The 24,441-nt window shown below is 63.3% G+C and carries 18 protein-coding genes; 16 read left to right on the forward strand and 2 right to left on the reverse strand.

What is annotated here, in order from left to right; translation table 11 throughout:
- Positions 1-53 precede the first annotated feature (53 nt).
- On the reverse strand, positions 54-632 hold the full coding sequence (gene sodB, locus GJ700_RS20745) for a superoxide dismutase [Fe] (RefSeq protein ID WP_154377431.1): 579 nt from the start codon (positions 630-632) through the stop codon (positions 54-56).
- Positions 633-807: 175 nt separating this feature from the next.
- Positions 808-2,160 carry an exodeoxyribonuclease VII large subunit gene (gene xseA / locus GJ700_RS20750; protein ID WP_154377433.1) on the reverse strand — a complete coding sequence of 451 codons (1,353 nt, stop codon included), beginning with the start codon at positions 2,158-2,160 and terminating at the stop codon, positions 808-810.
- 692 nt (positions 2,161-2,852) lie between these two features.
- On the opposite strand from xseA, the gene GJ700_RS20755 reads away from it, so the two are divergent.
- The 16 genes from GJ700_RS20755 to GJ700_RS20830 all read left to right on the forward strand — a co-directional run bounded on the left by GJ700_RS20755 (position 2,853) and on the right by GJ700_RS20830 (position 24,441).
- On the forward strand, positions 2,853-3,152 hold the full coding sequence (locus tag GJ700_RS20755; protein ID WP_154377435.1) for a hypothetical protein: 300 nt from the start codon (positions 2,853-2,855) through the stop codon (positions 3,150-3,152).
- Positions 3,153-3,369: 217 nt separating this feature from the next.
- Positions 3,370-3,978 carry a MotA/TolQ/ExbB proton channel family protein gene (locus GJ700_RS20760; protein ID WP_154377437.1) on the forward strand — a complete coding sequence of 203 codons (609 nt, stop codon included), beginning with the start codon at positions 3,370-3,372 and terminating at the stop codon, positions 3,976-3,978.
- A 9-nt stretch (positions 3,979-3,987) separates the two neighbouring features.
- Positions 3,988-4,413 carry an ExbD/TolR family protein gene (locus tag GJ700_RS20765; RefSeq protein ID WP_154377439.1) on the forward strand — a complete coding sequence of 142 codons (426 nt, stop codon included), beginning with the start codon at positions 3,988-3,990 and terminating at the stop codon, positions 4,411-4,413.
- Between the two features lie 96 nt (positions 4,414-4,509).
- Positions 4,510-5,586, forward strand: coding sequence for a tetraacyldisaccharide 4'-kinase (gene lpxK, locus GJ700_RS20770; RefSeq protein WP_154377441.1), 1,077 nt, complete (start codon positions 4,510-4,512; stop codon positions 5,584-5,586).
- The gene (locus tag GJ700_RS20775; RefSeq protein ID WP_371868055.1) at positions 5,567-5,743 is read left to right on the forward strand and encodes a Trm112 family protein; all 177 of its coding nucleotides are present in this window, start codon (positions 5,567-5,569) and stop codon (positions 5,741-5,743) included. Before lpxK ends, GJ700_RS20775 begins: the two co-directional genes overlap by 20 nt.
- Entirely contained in the window at positions 5,744-6,496 is a 753-nt protein-coding gene (gene kdsB, locus GJ700_RS20780; RefSeq protein WP_154377443.1) for a 3-deoxy-manno-octulosonate cytidylyltransferase, read from the forward strand.
- Positions 6,497-6,747: 251 nt separating this feature from the next.
- Positions 6,748-7,404 (forward strand): adenylate kinase, encoded by a 657-nt coding sequence (gene adk, locus GJ700_RS20785; protein ID WP_154377445.1) that lies wholly within the window; start codon positions 6,748-6,750, stop codon positions 7,402-7,404.
- Between the two features lie 247 nt (positions 7,405-7,651).
- A complete protein-coding gene (locus tag GJ700_RS20790; protein ID WP_154377447.1) occupies positions 7,652-9,868 on the forward strand; it encodes a sodium-translocating pyrophosphatase in 2,217 nt (738 codons plus the stop codon).
- Positions 9,869-9,938: 70 nt separating this feature from the next.
- Positions 9,939-10,451, forward strand: a complete 513-nt coding sequence (locus tag GJ700_RS20795) for a hypothetical protein (RefSeq protein WP_154377449.1) — start codon at positions 9,939-9,941, stop codon at positions 10,449-10,451.
- A 149-nt stretch (positions 10,452-10,600) separates the two neighbouring features.
- Positions 10,601-11,359 (forward strand): 3-hydroxyacyl-CoA dehydrogenase, encoded by a 759-nt coding sequence (locus tag GJ700_RS20800; protein WP_154377451.1) that lies wholly within the window; start codon positions 10,601-10,603, stop codon positions 11,357-11,359.
- Between the two features lie 70 nt (positions 11,360-11,429).
- A complete protein-coding gene (gene ggt, locus GJ700_RS20805) occupies positions 11,430-13,223 on the forward strand; it encodes a gamma-glutamyltransferase (RefSeq protein ID WP_154377453.1) in 1,794 nt (597 codons plus the stop codon).
- 92 nt (positions 13,224-13,315) lie between these two features.
- Positions 13,316-14,485 (forward strand): patatin-like phospholipase family protein, encoded by a 1,170-nt coding sequence (locus GJ700_RS20810; RefSeq protein ID WP_154377455.1) that lies wholly within the window; start codon positions 13,316-13,318, stop codon positions 14,483-14,485.
- Positions 14,486-14,517: 32 nt separating this feature from the next.
- A complete protein-coding gene (locus GJ700_RS20815) occupies positions 14,518-19,470 on the forward strand; it encodes a two-component regulator propeller domain-containing protein (RefSeq protein WP_154377457.1) in 4,953 nt (1,650 codons plus the stop codon).
- A 120-nt stretch (positions 19,471-19,590) separates the two neighbouring features.
- On the forward strand, positions 19,591-20,310 hold the full coding sequence (locus tag GJ700_RS20820; RefSeq protein ID WP_154377459.1) for a response regulator: 720 nt from the start codon (positions 19,591-19,593) through the stop codon (positions 20,308-20,310).
- A 112-nt stretch (positions 20,311-20,422) separates the two neighbouring features.
- Positions 20,423-22,048, forward strand: a complete 1,626-nt coding sequence (locus GJ700_RS20825) for an AMP-binding protein (protein ID WP_154377461.1) — start codon at positions 20,423-20,425, stop codon at positions 22,046-22,048.
- On the forward strand, positions 22,045-24,441 hold the full coding sequence (locus GJ700_RS20830) for a bifunctional salicylyl-CoA 5-hydroxylase/oxidoreductase (protein ID WP_154377463.1): 2,397 nt from the start codon (positions 22,045-22,047) through the stop codon (positions 24,439-24,441). Before GJ700_RS20825 ends, GJ700_RS20830 begins: the two co-directional genes overlap by 4 nt.

A 24,441-nucleotide genomic window follows, 5' to 3' on the forward strand; every position in this document is an offset into this window, starting at 1 on the left:
CGGGCGTAAAAAAAGCCGGCATGCGCCGGCTTTTTTCATGGCAACGCGAACAATTAAGCGAAGTTCTGCGCTGCGAAGTCCCAGTTTGCCAGGGCGAAGAAGTTTTCAACGTACTTCGGACGCAGGTTGCGGTAGTCGATGTAGTACGCGTGTTCCCACAGGTCGCAGGTGATCAGCGCTTTGGCATCGGTGGTCAGCGGGGTGGCGGCGTTCGACGTGTTGACGATGTCAACCGAGCCGTCGGCTTTTTTCACCAGCCAGGTCCACGACGAACCGAAGTTGCCGACGCACGACTTGGTGAATTCTTCCTTGAACTTCTCGAACGAACCCCACTTGGCGTTGATCGCGTCAGCCAGGGCGCCGGTTGGTGCGCCGCCGCCGTTTGGCTTCAGGCCGTTCCAGTAGAAGGTGTGGTTCCAGACCTGGGCTGCGTTGTTGAAGATGCCGCCGGACGATTTCTTGACGATTTCTTCCAGGGACAGGTTTTCGAACTCGGTGCCCTTGATCAGGTTGTTCAGGTTGGTGACATACGCCTGGTGGTGTTTGGCGTAGTGGTATTCCAGCGTTTCTTTGGAGATGTGTGGCGCCAGGGCGTCCATTGCATACGGCAGGGCCGGCAGGGTATGTTCCATGTGTGGTTCCTTGTGGTTGAGTCAGAAAGGCATTTTTGCTGAAACGTCCACTATTGTAAACCTTCATGACGCGGGGCGCTTGGATGCCCTTGAATGCCGTGTGGACAAGGGCGGCGGGATGGCGCCCGGTTTTATCCGCGGGCGCCGATGGCAGCTATCGGCGCCCCCGTATGAGTCAGCTGAGAGACGGCTGCACGGAAGCGATGCCGACGTCCGCGCTGCCGTCGGCCAGCCGCACGGATACCGTGGTGTTCGGGTGAAGTTGTCCCGGCGCCCGTACGATCGCCCCCTTTGGATCGGTGACGATGGCATAGCCCCGCTCCAGCGTGCGCTGGGGATTGAGCAATTCCAGCTGCGCCGACAGCGCTTGCAGCGCATCGCGTTTCTGTTCCCGCTGGCGGGCGTTGGCCAGCGCGGCGCGGCGGCCCAGTGCGTCGAGCTGGCTGCGCAGCATGGCGGGATCGGGGCGGCAGGCGGCCCAGCGGGCCTGCCATTTGTCGAACGCCACGCGCGCCTGGCGCACCGGCGCGCGGTTCGCATGGGTCAGCGCCATCGCGTGCGCGTGCAGGCGGGTGCGCTGCTGGCCGATTTGCGCGGCAGGGCTCAGCAGGCGGCGCGCATGGCTGTCCAGTGTTTGCTGCGCATCGTTCAGCTGGCGCTGCATGGCGCGCCGCAAATCCGCGGTATCCGCGCGCAGCGACGCCAGCCAGTCGGCGCGGGGCGTGGCCGCCAGTTCGGCCGCCGCGGTCGGCGTGGCGGCCCGCAAGTCCGCCGCGAAGTCGGCAATGGTGAAATCCGTTTCGTGGCCCACGCCGGAAATCACGGGCATGGCGCAATTGGCGATCGCGTAGGCCACCGTTTCGTCATTGAAGCACCATAAATCCTCGATGCTGCCGCCGCCTCGGCAGACAATCAGCAAGTCGCATTCCGCGCGGCGCGACGCCGTGTCGATGGCGGCGGCGATCTGTTCGGCCGCCTGCTGGCCCTGCACCAGCGTGGGATAGAGGATCACGGAGACATGGGGCGCGCGCCGCTGCAGGGCCGTCAGCACGTCGCGCAGGGCGGCCGCCTGCGGGCTGGTGACGATGCCGATGGTGCGGGCGAACATGGGCAGCGCCCGCTTGCGCTCCTGGTCGAACAGGCCGGCCGCGCCCAGCTTTTCCTTCAGGCGCTGGAATGCTTCGAACAACTGGCCCACGCCGGCGCGGCGGATGGCTTCCACATTGATCTGGTAATCGCCCCGGGGCGCATACAGCGTGACCAGCGCCCGCACTTCGACCTTGTCGCCTTCGCGGGGGACGAAGCCCGCATATTGCGCACGGCCCCGGAACATGACGGCGCGTACCTGGGCGCCGTCATCCTTCAATGTGAAATACCAGTGGCCTGAACTGGCGCGCGTAAAGTTCGAGATTTCCCCAGATATCCACGTCAGGGGAAAAGAACGCTCCAGCATGCGGCCGACGGCCTGGTTGAGGGCGGAAACCGTGATGACGCCGCCGGCGGCGGCCTGGTTATCGGGGTAGGTCATGGTCCGGGGAAGGCTAGCTGTCCACAAATTTTTGCAGGGGTCATGCTTATGTCATATATGACTTACTCTGGCAAGTCTTATTTCTAACTATTTGATTATTAAAGTGAAATGTCGATGCTTCATTCGTGAGCATTTCAGGAAAATCCTTATAGATCAAGTACTTTACGGTAACGTCAGGTGGTTACGCACAAAGTTATCCACATAAATTGTGTGGAACTTCCGGTGCCTGTGTTGCACTGCGGGGTGGATAAGTACAGGCGTGCTGAAAATTTACTCACGGAAATTTAAGTGTTTAAAATCAATAGCTTGCATGTTGAGAGTGGCGCTTGCTCACAATTTTATCCACAGAAGATGTGCAAAAGTTGCCGCCCGAAATAACCCCGCTGTGAACATGTCCGCCGGAAATGCCACCGCAGCGTGTTGATTAAAATTTGTGCAGTCAAACAAAAATATTACAAATCAATGACATAGGGTAGTGTCCGGGGCATTGCTAACAATTTTATCCACACAATGTGTGCAGAAGTCCCCAAGGGTGACTGGAAGTCGGCATGATTTCTTGTTGCACATTTTTTATGCATTGAGGAAATTTTGTTATAAATCATGGTGTTAAGAACTAATCGTGGCCTTGCTCACAATATTGTCCACAGTTTTTGTGAAGAATGCGGCAGTTATCCCGGATCGGCACGGCTCGCATGGCAAAAACAGCCGATAACCGGCATATCAGTGGGGAAAACATGCCTGTGCAAAATTTTTGTGCGTGGATAGAAAATGCTTATGAATCAATGGGTTTACTGTGCAACAAGGCTATTGCTCACAATCTTATCAACAGAATGTGGGGAGAACTGCACAGCCGGCCGATGTTGGCCTCTGCCTTGTTTTTAAGCATTGGAATTAAACTGTTTGAAATCAATGGGTTATTCGGTAATCCCGGCGCTTGCTCACATTTTTTTCCACAGAAGATGTGCAGAACCACACTGCAAGACGCTGCTTAAAAGTTGTGCTTTGAAAATAAATTGTTTGTAATCAATGGCTTGGGTAATGAATAGGGGGCTTGCCAACAATTTTGTCCACAGAAAATGTGCAGAATGCACAGCTTGCATGAATGACAGTATCCCGCATCACTTGCCGACTGGGCGGCAACACGCTACATTGCGCGTTTAGGCAACCGCCTGCCGCAGCCATCCGCCGCAACTTACCCAGGAGTTTCATTTGCTCGCCATCATCCAAGCCGCAGGCTGGCCCATCTGGCCGCTGCTGATCGCTTCCATTGTCGCCACCGCCCTGATCATCGAACGCATCATGTATTTGCGCCGTGCCCGCATCCTGCCGCGCCAATTGTTCGATGAAGTGGTGGGCGTGTACCGCAGCGGCAATATCACGCCGGATGTGATCCAGAAGCTGGAACAGAGTTCGCCACTGGGCGTGGTGCTGTCGGCCGCGCTGCGCAATGTCGATGCGCCGCGCGACGTGATGAAGGAAGCCATCGAGGAATCCGGCAGCGGCGTGGCCCACACGCTGGAACGTTTCCTGACCACGCTGGGCACGATCGCCTCGCTGGCGCCGCTGATGGGCCTGTTCGGCACCGTGGTCGGCATGATTGAAATCTTCGGCGCGCAAAACGCCACCGGCACCAATCCCGCGCAACTGGCGCACGGTATTTCCGTGGCGCTGTACAACACCGGCTTCGGCCTGGCGATCGCCATGCCGACCCTGGTGTTTTACCGCCACTTCCGCGCGCTGGTCGATAGTTTCATCATCGAGATGGAACAGCAAGCCGTGAAATTCGTCGACGTGGTCCACTTTTCGCGCAAGAACTGACCTATGGCCATGAACTTCCGCCGTGGGCGTCTGCGCGAAGACCCGGAGATCAACCTGATCCCGTTCATCGACGTGTTGCTGGTGATCCTGATCTTCCTGATGGTGACCACCACGTACAGCAAATTCACGGAACTGAACATTACGCTGCCCACCGCCGATGCGGAAAAAGCAGCGGAGCGGCCCAATGAAATCAATGTCACCATCGATGCCAAGGGCAATTACACGGTCAATAACGTTCCCGTGTCGTTCCAGAACGTGGCGGGCCTGGCGGCATCGCTGAAGGCTGCCGCGCACGATCCCGCCAAACCGCCGGTCGTCATCATCAATGCCGACCAGTTCGCCATGCACCAGATGGTGGTCAATGTCATGGAAGCGGCCCGCCTGGCGGGCTTCGACAAGCTGACGTTTGCCGCGCAGACCGGTACGGCGAAATAACAACGTTGAAATAACCACGCGCCATCCCGGTGCAAGCCGGGATCCTTGCCGTACCTGCCTTGTCAACGGGCAGGGCGGCGCGCTCCTGTCCTCACTATGTCCCAACCATCGAAACTGGAAACCGTCCTGACCCGTAACTGGCTGCGCCGCGGCCCCCTGGCCTGTGCGCTGTGGCCCGTGTCCGTGCTGTTTGGCGGCATTGCCGGCTTGCGTGCGCAATTGTTCCGCGCCGGCGTGCTGAAATCCGAACGCTTGCCGGTACCCGTGGTGGTGGTGGGCAACATCTATATAGGCGGCACCGGCAAGACGCCGCTGACGATCTGGCTGGTGCAGGCGCTGCGCGACGCGGGATTTACGCCGGGCGTGATTTCGCGGGGATTCGGCAGCAAGGAATCCGGTCCCCGTCCCGTGACCGCCATGTCGGCGCCGCGCGACGTGGGCGACGAGCCGGTGCTGATCGCGGCCCGCGCGGGTTGTCCCGTCATGGTGGGCCGGCAGCGAGTCGAAGCGGGCAGGGCGCTGCTGGCGGCGCACCCGGACGTCGATATCCTGGTGGCGGATGACGGCTTGCAGCATTACGCCATGCAGCGCGATGTGGAAATCATCCTGTTCGATGGCCGGGGCGTGGGCAATGGCTGGCTGCTGCCGGCAGGTCCCTTGCGCGAAAAGCCGTCGCGCCGGCGCGATGTCACCGTGGTCAATACGCCGCAGTTGGGAACGGAACTGGCCGCCCGTGTGCGGGGACGGGGGCGCCATGGCAATGCCGCCACGGTCCCGGTGCAGATGACGTTGCTGGCCGATGACGCCCAGCGTTTGGCGGGTACGCAAACCATGCCGCTGGCGGAACTGGCGGCGCTGGCCAGGCGCAACGGCTGGACTGTTGCGGCGGCGGCCGGTATCGGTAACCCGGCGCGGTTTTTCACGATGTTGAAGGGTGTTGGCTTCGATCCGGTGGAAATTCCGCTGCCCGATCACCACGATTTCCTGGACCGTCCGTTCGACGGCGTGACGGCGGACGTCATCTTGATGACCGAGAAGGATGCAGTAAAATGTCGCCAACTCGAAGAATTCAGGGACGATCCGCGTTTGTGGGTCGTGCCCGTGTCGGCGCGCATCGATGCGGCGCTGGCTAAACAATTAGTGGAGAAATGTCGTGGATGCTCGACTGCTTGATATCCTGGTCTGCCCTGTCTGCAAGGGCCCTTTGGAATACGATAAAAAAGCCCAGGAACTGATCTGCCGCGGCGACCGCCTGGCTTATCCGATCCGTGACGGGATTCCCATCATGTGGGCCGATGAAGCCCGTACCTTGCAGGATACGGCGGAATAAATGGCATTTACTGTCATTATTCCTGCCCGCCTGGCTTCCACCCGCCTGCCCAACAAGCCGCTGGCCGACCTTGGCGGCAAGCCGATGGTGGTGCGCGTGGCCGAGCGCGCCGCGCTGTCGGGCGCCAGCCGCATCATCGTCGCCACCGACCATGACGATATCCGCACCGCTTGCGCAGCCCATGGCGTGCAGGCGTGCATAACGCGCAGCGACCATCCGTCCGGTACCGACCGCATTGCCGAAGTGGCGCGCGCGCTGGACCTGGCGCCGGACGAAGTGGTGGTCAACCTGCAGGGCGATGAACCGCTGATCGAACCGGCCTTGCTGGCCGCCGCGGCCGCCCGCATCAATGCCGACGTGCCGATGTCGACCTGCGCCCACCCGCTGCACGACGTGGCCGACGTCTTCAACCCGAATGTGGTGAAAGTCGTGCTGGACAAACATGGCCGTGCACTGTACTTCTCGCGCGCCACGATTCCATGGGCGCGCGATGCATTCGCTGTGGATAAATCGTCGTTGCCGGCCGGTTATGTGCCGTTGCGCCATATTGGCTTGTATGCGTACCGCAACGACTTCCTCCAGGCGTATCCCAAGCTGGACGTGTCGCCGCTGGAAACCATTGAAGCGCTGGAGCAACTGCGCGTGCTGTGGCACGGCTACCCGATCGCCGTCCACGTGACGGCCGACGCACCCGCCGCCGGGGTCGATACGCCGGAAGACCTGGAGCGCGTGCGACGCCACTTCGCGCGCTGATCGTAGCGTGATCGATGCCGTTTGACGAAGATGCGTGCACGACGCATCTTCGCCCACCTTTTTCCCATCTTTGGAATGGACCGCTGATCCCGCGTCGCACCAATTGGTCATTCTTCATGCAAATTTGGCCATGAACTGGCGTAGAAGCTGCTTTTTGTGGTAAGTTTCGTGACGAAGGTAGACAGACCGGCAGCATTTGCAGCATTTGCACACTTACCACCCGAATTCTCATTACAAATCCAGGACTTTTCATGCGTCTCATTCTGTTAGGAGCACCCGGCGCCGGCAAGGGCACCCAAGCTAATTACATCAAGGAAAAATACAACATTCCTCAGATTTCCACCGGCGACATGCTGCGTGCCGCCATCAAGGCCGGCACGGAAATGGGTCTGGCGGCGAAGAAAGTCATGGATGCGGGCCAGTTGGTGTCGGATGACATCATCATCGGCCTGGTCAAGGATCGCCTGAAGGAAGCGGATTGCGCCAACGGTTACCTGTTCGACGGCTTCCCGCGTACCATCGCGCAAGCGGACGCCATGAAGGATGCCGGCGTACAAGTGGACTACGTGCTGGAAATCGCCGTGCCGGACGAAGCCATCGTCGAGCGCATGAGCGGCCGCCGTTCGCACCCGGCCTCGGGCCGCGTGTACCACGTGAAATTCAATCCGCCGAAAGTCGAAGGCAAGGATGACGTGACGGGTGAAGACCTGGTGCAGCGCGACGACGACAAGGAAGAAACCGTCAAGAAGCGCCTGGACGTGTACCACAACCAGACCGAAGTGCTGCTGGGCTACTACAACAAGTGGGCCGAATCCGGCCAGCCGGGCGCTCCGAAGTACCGCAAGATCGAAGGCCTGGGCCCTGTCGAAGAAATCCGCGACCGCGCGTTTGCCGCGCTGGCCAGCTGATCGCTGACCTCTCCCAGAAAACGGCGCACTGTGTGCGCCGTTTTTTTTTTGATGTACCGCAGGGACTGTCTCAATTTGAATGAATCGCAACGCAAATTGCTTATTTTTCCACCTTTGCGTTAGACTCATATCCAACTTCGGTTTTCAGCATGTGCAGTACGCAGCCTGGTGGGCCTGTGCAGCTGTCGGCACTGGCCCGTACGTGTGACGTAGTGGTCGAGCTTGATTACAAAACGAAGGGGACTATATGACGGCAAGCCTTTGGTTCGCAGTGGCGTGCGGCGTGATCGCCGTGGTGTATGGGTTATGGGCGCGCAGTTGGATTTTGCGCCAGGATGCCGGAAATGCGCGCATGCAGGAAATCGCGGCAGCGATCCAACAAGGGGCGGCCGCCTACTTGGCCAGACAATACAAAACCATCGGCATCGTCGGCATCGTGCTGCTGATCGCCATTGCCGTGCTGCTCGACATGCAGACCGCGCTGGGTTTCCTAATCGGCGCCGTGCTGTCCGGCGCGTGCGGCTTCATCGGCATGAACGTGTCGGTGCGCGCCAATGTGCGCACCGCGCAAGCCGCAACCAAAGGCATGAATGAAGCGCTCGACGTGGCCTTCCGGGGCGGCGCCATCACCGGCTTGCTGGTGGTGGGGCTGGGCTTGCTGGGCGTCGTACTGTTCTACATGGCGTTGATGGGGCTGTCCGCCAGCGGCGGCGTGAACCCGGCCAAAACACCGCATGACATCATCAAGCCGCTGATCGGCCTGGCCTTCGGCGCCTCGCTGATTTCCATCTTTGCCCGCCTGGGCGGCGGCATTTTCACCAAGGGCGCGGACGTGGGCGCCGACCTGGTGGGCAAGGTCGAAGCCGGCATTCCCGAAGACGATCCCCGCAATCCCGCCGTGATTGCCGATAACGTGGGGGACAACGTGGGCGATTGCGCCGGCATGGCGGCCGACCTGTTTGAAACCTATGTCGTCACCTTGATCGCCACCATGCTGCTGGGGGCGCTGATGATTGCCGATGCGCCGGTGCAGGCAATGGTGTATCCGCTGCTGCTGGGCGCCGTATCGATCCTGGCTTCCATCGTCGGCTGCAGCATGGTCAAGGCCAAGCCGGGCAAGAAAATCATGTCCGCGCTGTACACGGGCCTGTGGTGGGCGGCGGGGCTGTCGCTGATCGGCTTTGCCGTGGTGACGTGGCAAGTGTGGCCGGACGACGCCATGCGCATGAAAATGATGGGCTGCGCGCTGGTCGGCATCGTGCTGACGGGCCTGATGGTCTACATCACCGAGTACTACACCGGCACGGATTTCCACCCGGTGCGCCACATCGCGGAAGCGTCCACCACCGGCCATGGCACCAACATCATCGCGGGCCTGGGCGTGTCGATGAAATCCACCGCGTGGCCGGTGGTGGCGGTGTGCGCCGCCATCCTCGTGTCGTACCAGCTGGGCCAGCTGTATGGCATCGCGATCGCCGCCACGGCCATGCTGTCGATGGCCGGCATCGTGGTGGCGCTGGACGCCTATGGCCCGATCACCGATAACGCGGGCGGCATTGCGGAAATGGCCGGCATGCCGGAATCCGTGCGCGCCATCACCGATCCGCTCGATGCGGTGGGCAACACCACCAAGGCCGTGACCAAGGGTTATGCGATCGGCTCGGCCGGCCTGGCGGCGCTGGTGCTGTTTGCCGATTACACGCACGCGCTGGAATCGGTGGGCAAGAGCGTGACGTTTGATTTGTCGAACCCGATGGTGATTGTCGGCCTCGTCATCGGCGGCCTGATTCCCTACCTGTTCGGCGCGATGGCGATGGAAGCGGTGGGCCGCGCGGCGGGCGCCGTCGTGGTCGAGGTGCGCCGCCAGTTCCGCGACATCAAGGGCATCATGGATGGCACCGGCAAGCCGCAGTATGACAAGGCGGTCGACATGCTGACGGCGTCGGCCATCCGCGAAATGATCGTGCCGTCGCTGCTGCCGGTGCTGGTGCCGATCCTCGTGGGCATGCTGCTGGGTTCGGCCGCGCTGGGCGGTCTGCTGATGGGCACCATCATCACGGGCTTGTTCGTGGCGATTTCCATGACGACGGGCGGCGGCGCATGGGATAACGCGAAAAAATACATCGAGGACGGCAACTTTGGCGGCAAAGGTTCCGATGCGCACAAGGCGGCTGTGACGGGCGACACGGTGGGCGACCCGTACAAGGACACGGCTGGTCCGGCCGTCAATCCGCTGATTAAGATCATCAATATCGTGGCGCTGTTGCTGGTGCCACTGTTGCCGGCCGTGGGATGGCTGTCCGTCACCATGCCGCCGCAGGTTGCCGTGCGCACGCATGTGCCCGCGCCTGTGCCGATGCCGCCGCAAATGCCGGCGCAATTGGCGCCGGCCGAACCCGTGCAATCCGCGCCGGCGCTGCCGTCCGCCGTGGCGTCCGCGTCGGTGCCGGCGCCGGCCAAGTAAGCTGGGGAGGAACCCGTCCGCGCGCCATGGCGTGGCGGACGGGGCGTATGATGGCGGGCAGGAGCCTGCCATGTTGAAACGCCTGTTTTCCGGATGGCTGCTGGCAGTGGCCGTTGCCAACGTTGCCGCCGCAGCGCCCGTCCCGCCATCCGACCCCGCCGCCATCGAAGCGTACCGGCGCCTGCCGTATTGCCGCCTCGCGCCGGACGGCAAGCACCTGGCCGAGGAACCGTGCCGGCGGCCGCCGACGCGCGGGTTTGCGGCGCGGCGGACCGTGCCAGCACCGGCGGCCGCGTCGTCACGGCGCCTGCCGGAAACCCATGATCCTGTCGTCGCGCCCCAGCTTCCTGATGACATGGTGCGTCCCGTTCCTGCCGTTCCTCCGTCCATTGCCCGCGTGACGCCGCCAGCCGCCGTCATGCCGCCCGTCCCGCCACCGGCCGTGCAACCGTTGAACCAATGCGACCTCGCCGGTTGTCGTGGCGCCAACGGCACGTTGTACCAGCAGGGCGCCGGCAATATCGTGCTGGACCCGTCCGGCCGCATGTGTACGCGGCAAGGCCAGTGGGTTCATTGCCAGTAGTGCAGTGGCATTTCATCCACGAGTTTTGCGAACGGTTGTTCTTATTTTTGCATTCATCGCAAGAAGTTCGCTACAATTGGCGATTACGTTTACGTAAACGTTAATTGCGTTAAATAGGCTGGCCGAATTTTTAATGGAGGAGAGTTCGCATGCAAATCAAGGACAATGTATTTATCGTCACGGGCGGCGCATCGGGCCTGGGCGCCGCGACGGCGCGCATGATCGTGGAAGCGGGCGGCAAAGTGGTGCTGGCCGACGTGCAGGTGGAAGCCGGCCAGGCGCTGGCCGCTGAATTGGGGGGCGTGTTCGTCAAATGCGACGTGACGTCGGAAGCGGATGGCAAAGCCGTGGTGGAAGCCGCGACAGCCATGGGCACGTTGCGCGGCCTGGTCAACTGCGCCGGCGTGGCGCCGGCCGTGAAAACCGTGGGCAAGGATGGTCCGCATCCGCTGGATGTGTTCCAGCGCACCGTCAACATCAACCTGGTGGGCACGTTCAATATGTGCCGCCTGGCCGCCGATGCCATGAGCAAGACCGAAGGCGCCGAGCACGGCGAGCGCGGCATCATGATCAATACCGCATCGGTCGCGGCCTTTGACGGCCAGATCGGCCAGGCAGCTTACGGCGCGTCGAAAGCCGCCGTGGCGGGCATGACCTTGCCGATGGCGCGCGACCTGTCGCGCAACGGCATCCGCGTGATGACGATCGCCCCGGGTATTTTCGAAACCCCGATGCTGCTGGGCATGCCTGCCGAAGTGCAGGATGCGCTGGGCAAGATGGTGCCGTTCCCGCCACGCCTGGGCAAGCCGGTCGAATACGCGATGCTGGCCAAGTCCATCATTGAAAACGTCATGATGAACGGCGAAACCATCCGCCTGGACGGTGCGATCCGTATGCAACCCAAGTAAATTGGGGTAGGATGCCTGAGTTCTCGGGCGCGCGGTCCTGGCCGCGCGCCTGTTTTATTTTGGAGCCCGCATGTTCAAGTTGCATCCGCTGGCGCAGTCCGCCGTATTCGCCGCCGCACTCTTCACCCCGTTCTCCGTTGCGTATGCACAGGATGCCGCCCGTGGCCTGGAGCGGGCGCCGGAAATCGCCACCGGCTACGCGGACAAGCAAGGTTTTACCGCTGAAAAATACATGGTGGCCGCCGCCAATCCCCATGCGACGGATGCTGGGTACCAGATGCTGAAAGCGGGCGGCTCGGCCATCGATGCCGCGATCGCCACGCAACTGGTGTTGACGCTGGTGGAACCGCAATCGTCCGGTATCGGTGGCGGCGCGTTCCTCATGTACTTCGACGGCAAGAAGGTGCGGGCGTACGATGGCCGCGAAACCGCGCCGATGGCCGCGACGGAAAAACTGTTCCAGGGTGCGGACGGCAAGGCCGTCTCGCGTGAAGCCGGCATTGTCGGCGGCCGTTCCACGGGCGCGCCCGGCGTGCTGCGCATGCTGGAAATGGCGCATAAGGAACATGGCAAGCTGCCCTGGGCCAAGCTGTTCGAACCGGCGATCCGGCTGGCGTCCGGCGGCTTTGCCGTCAGTCCCCGCCTGCATGCGCTGCTGTCATACGACAAATATCTGGCGCGGGATCCCGTCGCCGCCGCGTATTTCTACGATAGCAATAAAAAACCGTGGCCCGTCGGCCACGTGCTGAAAAACCCGGAACTGGCCCGCACGCTGAAAGAGATCGCGGAAGGGGGCGCCGACGCGTTTTATACCGGCCGCATCGCGCGCGATATCGCGGCCAAGGTGCAATCGCATCCCACCAACCCCGGCTTGCTGACGGCGCAGGATATCGCGTCGTACCAGCCGAAGGAGCGCGATCCCGTTTGCAGCGATTACAAGGTGTACACGGTGTGCGGCATGCCGCCGCCGTCGTCGGGCGGCATCGCCATTGCGCAAATGCTGGGCGTGCTGGAGCACAAGGGCATGGAAAAATATGCGCCGGTCGACGGCAAGGTCGGCGCCGACGCCGTGCACCTGTTCACGGAAGCGGGGCGCCTGGCTTATGCGGACCGCAACCGCTACGTGGGCGACACGGATTTCGTGCCGCTGCCCGGCAACGGCGTGGCGGCGCTGATCGACAAGCGCTACCTGGCGCAGCGCGCCACCCTGATTTCCGGCCGCTCGATGGGCCGCGCGAAATATGGCGTGCCGGAGGGCATGGCCGTGGCGTGGGGCGCGGATACCGCGCCGGAACGTCCGTCCACGTCGCACTTGTCGGTGGCCGACGCCGGCGGCGCCGTGCTGTCGATGACCACCTCCGTGGAAGACGCCTTTGGCTCGCGCCAGATGGTCGACGGCTTCATATTGAACAACCAGCTGACGGATTTCTCGTTTGATTCCCAGGATGAAAACGGCCCCATCGCCAACCGCGTGCAGCCGGGCAAACGCCCGCGCAGCGCGATGTCGCCGACCTTGGTGCTGGACAAGGGCACGCGCCGGATGCTGCTGTCGACCGGTTCGCCCGGCGGCCCGGCCATCATCAATTACGTGGCCAAGGTGCTGGTCGGTACGCTGGACTGGAAGCTCGACGTGCAGCAAGCCATCAGCCTGCCGAACTTCGGCAGCCGCAACGGCCCGACGGAACTGGAAGCGGGCCGCTTCGCGCCGGCCGTGGTCGACGAATTGAAGGCCAAAGGGCACGACGTGCGCCAGTTCGACCAGACGTCCGGCTTGCAGGGCATCATGCGCATCCGGAAAAACGGCAAGGACATGTGGTTCGGCGGCGCCGATCCCCGCCGCGAGGGCGCCGTCAAGGGCGATTGACGAGGGCTTGAGAGAGACTGGCGGTAACAAAAGTTGTCTGTGTGGCCACGCCGCCATTGCCCAAACAAAGTCGACCCTGATACTCTGTCCGTATGGGAATGAAAAAGAAAACTGGCCTGATCCTCACCGGCGGCGGCGCACGCGCCGCATATCAGGTCGGCGTTCTGCAAGCGATTTCGGAAATCCTGTGGGAAGAGGGTTGGCCGCCGTCGCGCTGCCCGTTCAGCATCATCTGCGGCACGTCGGCTGGCGCCATCAACGGCACGGCCCTGGCCTGCCGCGCCGACAATTTCGGCGAAGGCGTGCAAAAGCTGCTCGACGTGTGGACCGAGATGGAAGTGGCGCAAGTGTACCGCGCCGACTCGCTGGGCGTGATCCGGTCCGGCGCGCGTTGGCTGTCGCTGCTGTCGTTTGGCTGGCTGCTGCGCAAATGGCGCGCGGCGCCGCCGCAATCGCTGCTCGACAACACGCCGCTGGTCGGTCTGCTGCACCGCATGCTGGATTTGCCCCGGCTGGACACCGTGATGCAGGAAGGCTTGCTGCACGCGCTGGCCGTCACGGCGTCGTCATACACCTCGGGCCAGCACATCACGTTTTACCAGACCACGGCGGAAATCGCGCCGTGGATACGCATGCAGCGCATCGCGCTGCAAGACCAGATCGGCGTCGAACATTTGCTGGCGTCGTCCGCCATCCCGTTCATCTTTCCGTCGATTCCCCTGTTCCTGGGCGGCCAGCGCGAATATTGCGGCGATGGATCGATGCGCCAGCTGGCGCCGATTTCGCCCGCGATCCACCTGGGGGCGGACAAGGTGCTGGTGGTGGGGGCGGGCCGCCTGACCGAACCCGCCATGCAGCGCACGGAAGCGCCGCGCTACCCCAGCCTGGCGCAGATCGCGGGCCATGCGCTGTCGTCGATCTTCCTCGACAGCCTGGCGGTCGACATCGAGCGCCTCACGCGCGTCAACAAGACCCTGTCGCTGCTGCCGCCGGAATATTTGTCGCAAACGCCGCTGCGTCCCGTGGAATTGCTGGTGATCGCACCGTCCGAGCGTCTCGACGATATCGCCACGCGCCATATTGGCAGCCTGCCGGCGCCGATCCGCACCATGCTGTCCGGGATCGGTGCGACGGAAACCCGCGGCTCGGCGCTGGCGTCGTACCTGTTGTTCGAATCGACGTATACTTGCGAGTTAATCCAGCTCGGCCAGCGCGACACCCACGCGCGCAAGGAAGACGTGCTGGCTTTTTTTAACTCATGACTCCTGTCCGCCGCCTTTGCCGCCGATTGCTGATGCCCGCCGCGCTTGCGCTGGCGGTGGCAAGCGCATTCCCGGCGCCATCGTACGCGGCGCCGCCACCCCGCACCTTGCGCTTCGAGCAGCTGGCGGTGGACGACGGGCTGGCGCAGGAATCCGTCCTGGCCGTGGTGCAGGACCGCCAGGGTTTCATGTGGTTCGGCAGCCAGGCCGGCCTGTCGCGCTATGACGGTTCGCGCATCATCACGTTCCGCAACATCGTTTCCGACCCGCGCAGCCTGGCCGACAACTGGGTGCGCATCCTGCACGTTGACCGCGAAGGACGCATGTGGATCGGCACCGATGGAGGCCTGGACCGCTATGATCCGCTGTCGCAAACCTTCATCCACTATCCGCCCACGGAGCCGGCCAAGCGCGGCAACGGCAACCGCCACGTGCGCGCCGTGGTCGACGATGGCGCGGGCGGCCTGTGGATCGGCACGTCGGATGGCTTGCAGCACCTCGATCCGCTGACGGGGCGCTATCAGTTCTGGCACCACGACGGCGGCTTGCCGGGCAGCCTGGGGAATGACCAGATCAATGCGCTGGCGCGCGACGCCGACGGCCGCCTGTGGATCGGCACCGCCAGCGGCCTCGATGTGCTGGAACCGGGCGCGCAAAGCTTCCGCCATTTCCGCGTCGAAGCGGCGCCCGACACCCGCTTTGAAGCCGTGCTCTCGCTGCACGTGGACCCGCAGCGCACACTGTGGGTCGGCACCATGGGCGGCATCGAACAGTGGAGGCTGGCGCCGGGCGACGACCACCCGCAGCGCACCCGCCTGGGCGAGGCCGATGGGTTGAAGCCGGGCGTCATCACGGTGATTTACCAGGACGTGGAAGGCACCTTGTGGGCCGGCAGCCAGACCGAAGGCTTGTTCCGCTGGCGTCCCGACCTGCGCCGCTTCGTCCAGTACCGCCACCAGTTGTCGGACCCGCATAGCCTGGCCGACAATTACGTGTCGTCGTTGTACCGCGACCGTTTCGGTACGCTGTGGGTCGGCACCTGGTATAACGGCGTGTCGCGGGTGGACCTGGGCAGCGGCGGCTTTGCGCGGCTGGTGCACGATCCCGAGCGGGGCCACTCGCTGTCCGACAACAAGGTGCGCGCGATTGTCGACGCGGGCAACGGCAAGCTGTGGCTGGGCAATAACGATGGCCTCACCCTGTACGATCCGCAGACGGGCGAAGGCACCATGTTCCGCGACACCGGCGCATCGCTCGACGTGCGCGATCCGCAAGTGATGGCGCTGTGGCGCGACAAGTCCAACACGCTGTGGGTGGGCGGGCGCAACGGCTTGCGCCGCTTCGATCCCGTCACGAAAAAATTCACCCGTGTCCAGCCCTGGCAGGGCGACCCCGACAGCAACAGCCTGCGCGGCATTTATGGCGACAGCAAGGGCGTGCTGTGGGTGGCGTCGCGCGGCGGCCTGCACCGCTATGATCCGAGAACGGGGGCGTCCCGCACGTTCCGCCACGATCCGCTTGACCCCTCCAGCCTGGCCGACAATGTCGTGCGTCCCGTGCTGGAAGACAGCAAGGGGCGCTTGTGGGTCGGCACCTTCAACGGCCTGGGATTGCTGGACCGCGATACCGGAAAATTCCGACACTTCCGTCATGACCCGCGCGACCCGAACAGCCTGTCGCACGATGAAGTGCACTACCTGTACGAAGACAAGACCGGCATCCTGTGGGTCGGCACGGCGGCGGGCCTGAACCGCATGGAGTGGCTGCCGGACGGCACGGCGCGCTTCAAGCGCTACCTGCGCCGCGACGGCATGGCCGACGATGCGGTGGCCGCCATCCTCGAGGACGACGCCAGCCGCTTGTGGATCAGTACCAATGCCGGCATCACGCGGCTGAAAGTGCATTCCGGCCATTTGCGCAATTACGGCGGCGCGGACGGCACCATCGAAGGGGCATATTTCGACAATTCCGCGCTGCGCACGGCGGATGGCACCATGTATTTCGGCGGTTTCAATGGCGTGACGGCGTTTGCGCCGGACGACATCCGCGAAAACAGCGCGGCGCCCGCGGTGGTGATCACGGACTTCCAGATTTTCAACCGCTCGATCCGCGCCGGGCAGGATGGCGGCAATATCCTCAAGCATGCGATCGAGCATACGCAAGCCATCACGCTGCGCGAGCAGGATTCCGTGTTTTCGCTTGAATTCGCCGCGCTGCATTTTGCCGGTCCGCAGCGCAACCGCTACGCCTACCAGTTGCAGGGCTTCGACAAGGACTGGGTGGTGACCGATGCGGGCAAACGCTTCGCCACGTATACCAACCTCGATCCGGGCCATTACGTGTTCCGCGTAAAGGCTGCCAACAAGGATGGCGTGTGGAACGACAATGCCGCCACGCTGGCCATCACGATCCTGCCGCCGGTATGGAAAACCTGGTGGTTCCGCGCCGGCTTTGCCGCGCTGCTGCTGGGCAGCGCTTACATGATCTATCGCGTGCGCATGCGGCAGCTGCAGTGGCAAAAGGAAAACCTCGAGCGCGAAGTGAATTTCCGCACGGCCGAAGTGGAGTTGAAAAACTCGCTGCTGCAACAGCAAAAGACGGAGCTGGAACGGCGCCGCGTGGAAGCGGAAGGGCAGCGCGCGGAAGCGGAAGAGCGCCGCCTGGACGCGGAGCGCCAGAAGCAGGAAGTGGAATCGCAGAAGGAAGCGGTGGAGCAGGCGCACCGCAACATTTCCGTGCTGTCGGAGATCGGCCGCGAAATGGCTTCCACGCTGGACATCGAAAAGGCCATGCGCACGCTGTACCGCCACGTGCGCCACCTGATGGATACCGACATGTTCGGCGTCGGCTTTTACCGCGAAGAGACGGGCACCATCGATTTCCCGTTTTCCATGGAGCGTGGCGTGCGCAGCCTGCCGTACAGCCGCCGCGTGGATGACCCGGACCAGCTGGCCGTCTGGTGTTTGTTCCACCGCCACGATATCTTCATCAACGATTTTTACGTGGAGTACAGCCGCTACATGGGGCCGGCCGGCCTGGACAAGCTGAAGCCCGCGCTGCTGGCCGACGGCTCCGAGCCGGAATATGCGCAATCGATGCTGTACACGCCGCTGGTGGTCAATGACCGCGTGGTGGGCGTGCTGTCGGTGCAGAGCCGCAACAAGCACGCGTACCGCCAGGTGCACCTGGACATGCTGCAAACGCTGGCGGCGTATGCGGCCGTGTCGCTGGACAATGCGATGGCTTACCAGCGGCTGGAAGAAACCCTGCGCGAGTTGCGCGATACGCAGGAACAGCTGATGCAGCAGCAGGCGCAGGTGCGCCTGCACACGGACGAACTGGCGCAGGCGAACCGCGCCTTGCAGGACAATGAAGAGCGGCTGCGCTACGCCAAGCAAAAGGCCGAAGACGCGACGCGGCAAAAGTCGGAATTCCTGGCCAACATGAGCCATGAAATGCGCACGCCGCTGGCCGGCGTGATCGGCATGCAGGGATTCGCGCTGCGCGACCAGAAGCTGCACGACGTCACGCGCGAACAGATCGAGCGGGCCCAGGCCAATGCGCAGGCGCTGCTGGCCATCATCAACGACTTGCTGGACTTTTCCAAGATCGAAGCGGGCAAGCTGACGATCGAAAACATCGACTTCGCGCTGGCCGGCATGGTGGAAAACGTGGCCAGCCTGTTCGAAGAGCAGGCCGCCGCCTATTCGGTCGGCTTCTCGGTGGACTTCTCCGATGGCTTGCCGACGTACGTGGTGGGCGACCCGACGCGTCTGCGCCAGGTGCTGGTCAACCTGGTGGGCAATGCCTTCAAGTTCACGCAGCGGGGCGAAGTGCGTCTGAAGGTGGAAAAAATGCCGCGCGACGCCAACATGGATCCCGATTGCCATTTGATCCGCTTCACGGTGCAGGATACCGGCATCGGCATCGCGCCGGAAGCCATGCCGCGCCTGTTCCAGAAGTTCGAACAGGCCGACAGCACCACCACGCGCCGCTATGGCGGCACGGGGCTGGGCCTGGCGATTTGCCGCCAGCTGGTGGAATTGATGGGCGGCGAAATTTCCGTGGCCAGCACGCCGGGCATCGGCAGCGTGTTCACGTTTGAAATCCCGCTGCAGGAAGGCGTGGCGCCGCCGGTGGTGCCGCACGTGCCGCGCGAGCCGCACAGCCACCAGTTGCGCGTGCTGTGCGCGGAGGACTTCCCCACCAACCAGATCATCATCCGCATGATGCTGGAAGACCTGGGGCACAAGGCCGACATCGCGGCCAACGGTTTGCTGGCGGTGGCGGCTTGCGCGCGCACCCGTTATGACCTGATCCTGATGGATGGCCGCATGCCGGAAATGGATGGCCCCAGCGCCACGCAGCTGATCCGCGCCGGCGGTCCGGACGATGCGCCGGTGCGCGACCAGGAATTGATGATCATTGCGCTGACGGCCAATGCCAGCGAAGAAGACCGCAGCCGCTACCTGGCGTCGGGCATGGACGATTTCCTCACCAAGCCGATCGACGAGGCGGCGCTGCATTACCAGTTGAGCCGCGCCATCGAGCGCCAGCTGCAACGGGGCATTGCGCTGCCGCCGATGCCGCCGCGGGAGCAACCGCGGCCCACGATGGAAGAACTGGACAGCATGTTCGGCGTGGCGCCGGTGACCGTGCCGCCGCCGTCGCTGGCGCCCCGGCCGCAGCCGGGCCAGTATGACGATCCGCTGAAAGCCCGCCTGCGTGCAGCCTTCCTGGCGGATTTGCCTGCGCGCCTGGCGGAACTCGATGAAGCCATTGCCGCTGCCGACAGCGATGCGGCGGGACGCCTGTTCCATGGCATGAAGGGCAGCGCCGCCTACCTGGAAGAACCGGAACTGCGCGCCTTGTGCGGCGAACTGGAAAAATCCGCCGATTGCGCGGACTGGACCGCCATCGCGGCGGGGTTGCCGGGGCTGCGCATCCTGCTGGCCAATGTGGCGCAGACGGTGCAGCCGGAATAAAGGATGGTTTCAGTCAGTGCGGAATGTAATCAGGAAATCCTGAAAGCGCATGAATCCGTTATCGGTTAAACTGATCGTGGCGCCGGCACGGCGCCATGCGGACGGCGTGGAGAGTAACAAATGAAAGTATTGGTGGTAGACGACGACGTGGTGTCGCGCATGGTGCTGATGCACCTGATCGACAGTTGCGGCAAATTCGACATCGTGGAGGCGGAAGATGGCGCTGACGCGTGGCAGCAACTGGAACATGGTTTGCGGCCCGCCATCGTCTTTTGCGACTTGCGCATGCCGCGCCTGTCCGGCATGGAACTGCTGCAGCGTATCAAAGGCGATGCCAGCCTCAATGCCTTGCCGTTCGTGCTGGTGTCGTCCGCCACCGACAAGGAAACCGTCCAGCAAGCCACCAAGGCCGGCGCCGCCGGCTACATCGTCAAACCCTTCCAGGCCGACCAGGTGCGCGTGCACCTGACTGCTTTCCTCGACCAGGCGGCCAGCGGCTATGAACACCTGGCTGAAACGCCATCGGCCACGCAACTGCGCCTGGGCATCAATGCCGACCGCCTGCTGGTTTACCTGACCGGCTTCCAGAATCAGTTGACGGCCGCCAGCGGCGAACTCGATGCGCTGTTTGCCCGCGGCGAACAGCAGGAAGCGCAAACCCGCATCGACCGGCTGCATGCCGGCTGCGTGACGCTTGGCCTGACGGGCGCCGCCAGCGCGCTGAAAAGCTTCGCACCGGGCTTTTTGTCCAGCGATGCGGTGCAGGCCGTGCTGGCCGACGTGATCCGCGCGGTCATCCACCAGTCCGCACTGGTGCGCAAATCCATCGGCGGTAACTGACCGCGCGCAGCACGGTGCAATGCGCACCGCCGCTTGCCTTGAAAATACTTTAGGTTTAAAGTAAAAGTCTGCAGGCTGACTTTTACCGACCAAACATCCAAGGGCGAACAAGATGACAGCAATTGCCGCACCCCTATCCGGGTACGAAGACCCGTTCACCGTGACCCATTTGCCGCCGCGCGGCCTGTGGCCTGAACTGCGTTTCGACCTGCCTGAACTGCACTATCCGGACCGCCTCAATTGCGCGGCCGAACTGCTCGACCGCGCGGTCGCGCGGGGCTGGGGCGGACGGATTGCCATCCGTTCCGCCGGCGGCGACTGGACCTATGCGCAATTGCAGCAGCAAGTGGACCGCATCGCGCAGGTGCTGCGCGGGCCGCTGGGACTGAAAACCGGCAACCGCGTGCTGCTGCGGGGCGCGAACCATCCGATGATGGCGGCCTGCGTGCTGGCCGTGCTGAAAGCGGGACTGGTGGGCGTGCCGACCATGCCGCTGCTGCGGGCCCGCGAACTGGGCGCCATTCTCGGCAAGGCGGAAGTCAACGCGGTGCTGTGCGCCGATGCGCTGCGCGCGGAACTGGAGGCGGCGGACCACGTGCCGGCCACGGTGGCGTACTTCAACGGCGACGGCGGGCCCGGTTCGCTGGAAATGCTGATGCGCGATGTCCCGGCCACGGCCTTTGCGGCCTGTGACACCAGCGCGGAAGACGTCTGCCTGATCAGCTTCACGTCCGGCACCACCGGCGTGCCGAAAGGGACCATGCACTTCCACCGCGATGTGCTGGCCATTTGCGATTGCTTCCCCCGTTCCACGCTGAAGTCGCAGCACGACGATATCTTTATCGGCACGCCGCCACTGGCCTTCACGTTCGGCCTGGGCGGCTTGTTGCTGTTCCCGCTGCGCGTGGGCGCCTCCACCGTGCTGCTGGAAAAGCTGACGCCGGAAACGCTGCTGCAGGCGATCGCCCAATACCGCGCCACGATCTGCTTTACCGCCCCCACGTTTTACCGGCAGATGACGCCGCTGGTGCCGAAATACGACCTGTCGACGTTGCGCAAATCCGTCTCGGCCGGTGAAGCGCTGCCGCTGGCCACGCGCGAAGCGTGGCAGCAGGCGACAGGCTTGCGCATGATCGACGGCATCGGCGCGACCGAAATGCTGCACATCTTCATCTCCGCCGCCGGCGACGATATCCGCCCCGGCGCCACGGGTAAACCCATCCCCGGCTACCAGGCGTGCCTGCTGGACCTCGATGGCAATCCGGTGGGCCCTGGTGTGATCGGCCGCCTGGCCGTCAAGGGCCCGACCGGCTGCCGCTACCTGGCGGACGAACGCCAGCGCGATTACGTCGTCAACGGCTGGAACCTGACGGGCGACGCGTACGAAATGGATGCGGACGGTTATTTCTTTTACCGCTCCCGCACCGATGACATGATCATTTCCGCCGGCTACAACATCGCGGGACCGGAAGTGGAAGATGCGCTGCTGCGCCACCCTGCCGTGGCGGAATGCGGTGTGGTGGGCAAACCGGACGACGAGCGGGGCCAGATCGTCGAAGCCTACGTGGTGCTGAAGGCGGGCGTGGAAGGCAGCGATGCGCTGGTCGCGGAATTGCAGGAATTCGTCAAGGGCCAGATCGCGCCATACAAATACCCGCGCGCGATCCGCTTCATGCCGGCGCTGCCGCGCACGGAAACGGGCAAATTACAGCGCTTCAAACTGAGGGAACAGGGATGAATATCGTATGCATAGGCGGCGGCCCGGCCGGCCTGTATTTCGCGCTGCTGATGAAGAAGCAGGACCCATCGCACAACATCACCGTGATCGAGCGTAACCGCCCGTATGACACGTTCGGCTGGGGCGTGGTGTTTTCCGACCAGACGCTGGGCAACCTGGCGCAGGCCGATGAGCCGACGGCAAAAGCCATCCTGCAGGCATTCAACCACTGGGACGATATCGACATCTTCTTCAAGGAGCAGAAAGTCACGTCCGGCGGCCATGGCTTTTGCGGCATCGGCCGCAAGCGCCTGCTCAATATCTTGCAGCAGCGCTGCGAACAGCTGGGCGTGCAACTGGTGTTTGAAACGGACGTGGCGGACGACCAGGAGCTTGCCGCGCAATACAACGCGGACCTCGTGATCGCATCGGACGGCTTGAACAGCCGTATCCGCGCGCGTTACGCCGCCACGTACCAGCCGCAAATCGAAACGCGGCAATGCCGCTTCGTGTGGCTGGGCACGAAAAAGAAATTCGACGCCTTCACGTTCGCGTTCAAGGAAACCAGGCATGGCTGGTTCCAGGCCCACATTTACCAGTACGACGGCGAGACGTCGACGTTTATCGTGGAAACGCCGGAATCCGTGTGGCGCGCCGCCGGGCTGGAAGAGATGACGCAGGAACAGGCGATGGCGTTTTGCGAAAACCTGTTTGCCGAGCAGCTCGATGGCCACGCGCTGATGTCGAATGCCGCGCATTTGCGGGGCTCGAACGTGTGGATCAAATTCCCCCGCGTGGTTTGCGAACGCTGGGTGCACTGGAACGAGGCGGGCGGCAAGCGGGTGCCGGTGGTGCTGATGGGCGACGCGGCGCATTCGGCCCATTACTCGATCGGTTCCGGCACCAAGCTGGCGCTGGAAGATGCGATCGAACTGGCGTCGTGCTTCGGCAAGGGCGGCGATATCGAGGGCACGCTGGAGCAATATGAAGCGGTGCGCGCCATCGAAGTGCTGAAGATTCAGAGCGCGGCGCGCAATTCCATGGAATGGTTTGAAAACGTCAAGCGCTACACGGCGCTGGAAGCCCCGCAATTCGCCTATTCGATGCTGACGCGCAGCCAGCGGCTGTCGCATGAAAACCTGCGGCTGCGCGATCCGGACTACGTGGCCGGTTATGAACAGTGGCTTGCCGGCGAGGCCTTCAGGCAGTGTGGCCTGCCTGCGCCGGCGGACACCGTCAAACCGGTGCCGCCCATGTTCACGCCTTATAAGGTGCGCGACCTGGTGCTGAAAAACCGCATCGTCGTCTCGCCGATGGCGCAATACAGCGCCACCGATGGCACGGTGGGCGATTACCACCTGGTGCACCTGGGCGCGCGCGCCATGGGCGGCGCCGCGATGGTGATGGCGGAAATGACGTGTGTGTCCGCCGATGCGCGCATCACGCCCTGGTGCCCCGGCATGTATGCGCCGGAGCACACGGCGGCGTGGAAACGCATCGTCGATTACGTGCATGCGCACAGCGATGCGAAGATTGCCTTGCAGCTGGGCCACGCTGGCGCCAAGGGCTCCACCCGTGCCATGTGGGACGGTATCGATTTGCCGCTGCCGAAAGCGGGCGACAACTGGCCGCTGGTGTCGGCGTCCAGCCAGCAGTATCTGCCGGGCGTGTCGCAGACGGCGCGCACGGCCACGGTGGACGACATGCGCCGCATCGAAGCGGACTTCGTGCGCGCCACGCTGGCGGCCGAACAGGCGGGTTTCGACTGGCTGGAATTGCACTGCGCGCACGGCTACCTGCTGTCGTCGTTCATTTCGCCATTAACCAACCAGCGGGGCGATGAATATGGCGGCAGCCTGGAAAACCGCTGCCGCTTCCCGCTGCGCGTGTTTGCCGCCATGCGCGCCGCGTGGCCCGCGCACAAACCCATGAGCGTGCGCATCTCCGCGCACGACTGGGTGGAAGGGGGCATCACGCCGGACGACGCGGTGGCCATCGCGCGCCTGTTCCGGCAAGCGGGCGCCGACGTCATCGATTGTTCGTCGGGCCAGGTCAGCAAGCTGGAAAAACCGGTCTATGGCCGCATGTTCCAGGCGCCGTTTGCGGACCGCGTGCGCAACGAGGCGGGCATCGCCGCCATGGCGGTGGGCTCGATCTTTGAAGCGGACCATGCGAACGGCATCATTGCCGCCGGCCGCGCCGACCTGTGCGCCGTGGGCCGTCCGCACCTGGCCGATCCCGCGTGGACCTTGCACGAAGCGGCGAAGCTGGGCTACCAGGCGGTCACGTGGCCGAAGCAATACATGGCGGGCAAGCAGCAGCTGGAACGCAACCTGGAACGGGAGCGGCAACTGGCGGCCGCGTCAATGGGCCTGAGCCCGCAGGAAGTCGCCGCGAAACTGCTGGAGGGTTGA

The organism is Pseudoduganella rivuli (assembly GCF_009674485.1).
GTDB lineage: Bacteria > Pseudomonadota > Gammaproteobacteria > Burkholderiales > Burkholderiaceae_D > Rugamonas > Rugamonas rivuli_B.

Bases quoted from the DNA above. Each gene is read 5' to 3' on its own strand.
- sodB (WP_154377431.1), bottom strand. From the start codon at position 632: ATGGAACATACCCTGCCGGCCCTGCCGTATGCAATGGACGCCCTGGCG.
- xseA (WP_154377433.1), bottom strand. From the start codon at position 2,160: ATGACCTACCCCGATAACCAGGCCGCCGCCGGCGGCGTCATCACGGTT.
- GJ700_RS20755 (WP_154377435.1), top strand. From the start codon at position 2,853: ATGGCAAAAACAGCCGATAACCGGCATATCAGTGGGGAAAACATGCCT.
- GJ700_RS20765 (WP_154377439.1), top strand. From the start codon at position 3,988: ATGAACTTCCGCCGTGGGCGTCTGCGCGAAGACCCGGAGATCAACCTG.
- lpxK (WP_154377441.1), top strand. From the start codon at position 4,510: ATGTCCCAACCATCGAAACTGGAAACCGTCCTGACCCGTAACTGGCTG.
- kdsB (WP_154377443.1), top strand. From the start codon at position 5,744: ATGGCATTTACTGTCATTATTCCTGCCCGCCTGGCTTCCACCCGCCTG.
- adk (WP_154377445.1), top strand. From the start codon at position 6,748: ATGCGTCTCATTCTGTTAGGAGCACCCGGCGCCGGCAAGGGCACCCAA.
- GJ700_RS20790 (WP_154377447.1), top strand. From the start codon at position 7,652: ATGACGGCAAGCCTTTGGTTCGCAGTGGCGTGCGGCGTGATCGCCGTG.
- GJ700_RS20795 (WP_154377449.1), top strand. From the start codon at position 9,939: ATGTTGAAACGCCTGTTTTCCGGATGGCTGCTGGCAGTGGCCGTTGCC.
- GJ700_RS20800 (WP_154377451.1), top strand. From the start codon at position 10,601: ATGCAAATCAAGGACAATGTATTTATCGTCACGGGCGGCGCATCGGGC.
- ggt (WP_154377453.1), top strand. From the start codon at position 11,430: ATGTTCAAGTTGCATCCGCTGGCGCAGTCCGCCGTATTCGCCGCCGCA.
- GJ700_RS20810 (WP_154377455.1), top strand. From the start codon at position 13,316: ATGGGAATGAAAAAGAAAACTGGCCTGATCCTCACCGGCGGCGGCGCA.
- GJ700_RS20815 (WP_154377457.1), top strand. From the start codon at position 14,518: ATGCCCGCCGCGCTTGCGCTGGCGGTGGCAAGCGCATTCCCGGCGCCA.
- GJ700_RS20820 (WP_154377459.1), top strand. From the start codon at position 19,591: ATGAAAGTATTGGTGGTAGACGACGACGTGGTGTCGCGCATGGTGCTG.
- GJ700_RS20825 (WP_154377461.1), top strand. From the start codon at position 20,423: ATGACAGCAATTGCCGCACCCCTATCCGGGTACGAAGACCCGTTCACC.
- GJ700_RS20830 (WP_154377463.1), top strand. From the start codon at position 22,045: ATGAATATCGTATGCATAGGCGGCGGCCCGGCCGGCCTGTATTTCGCG.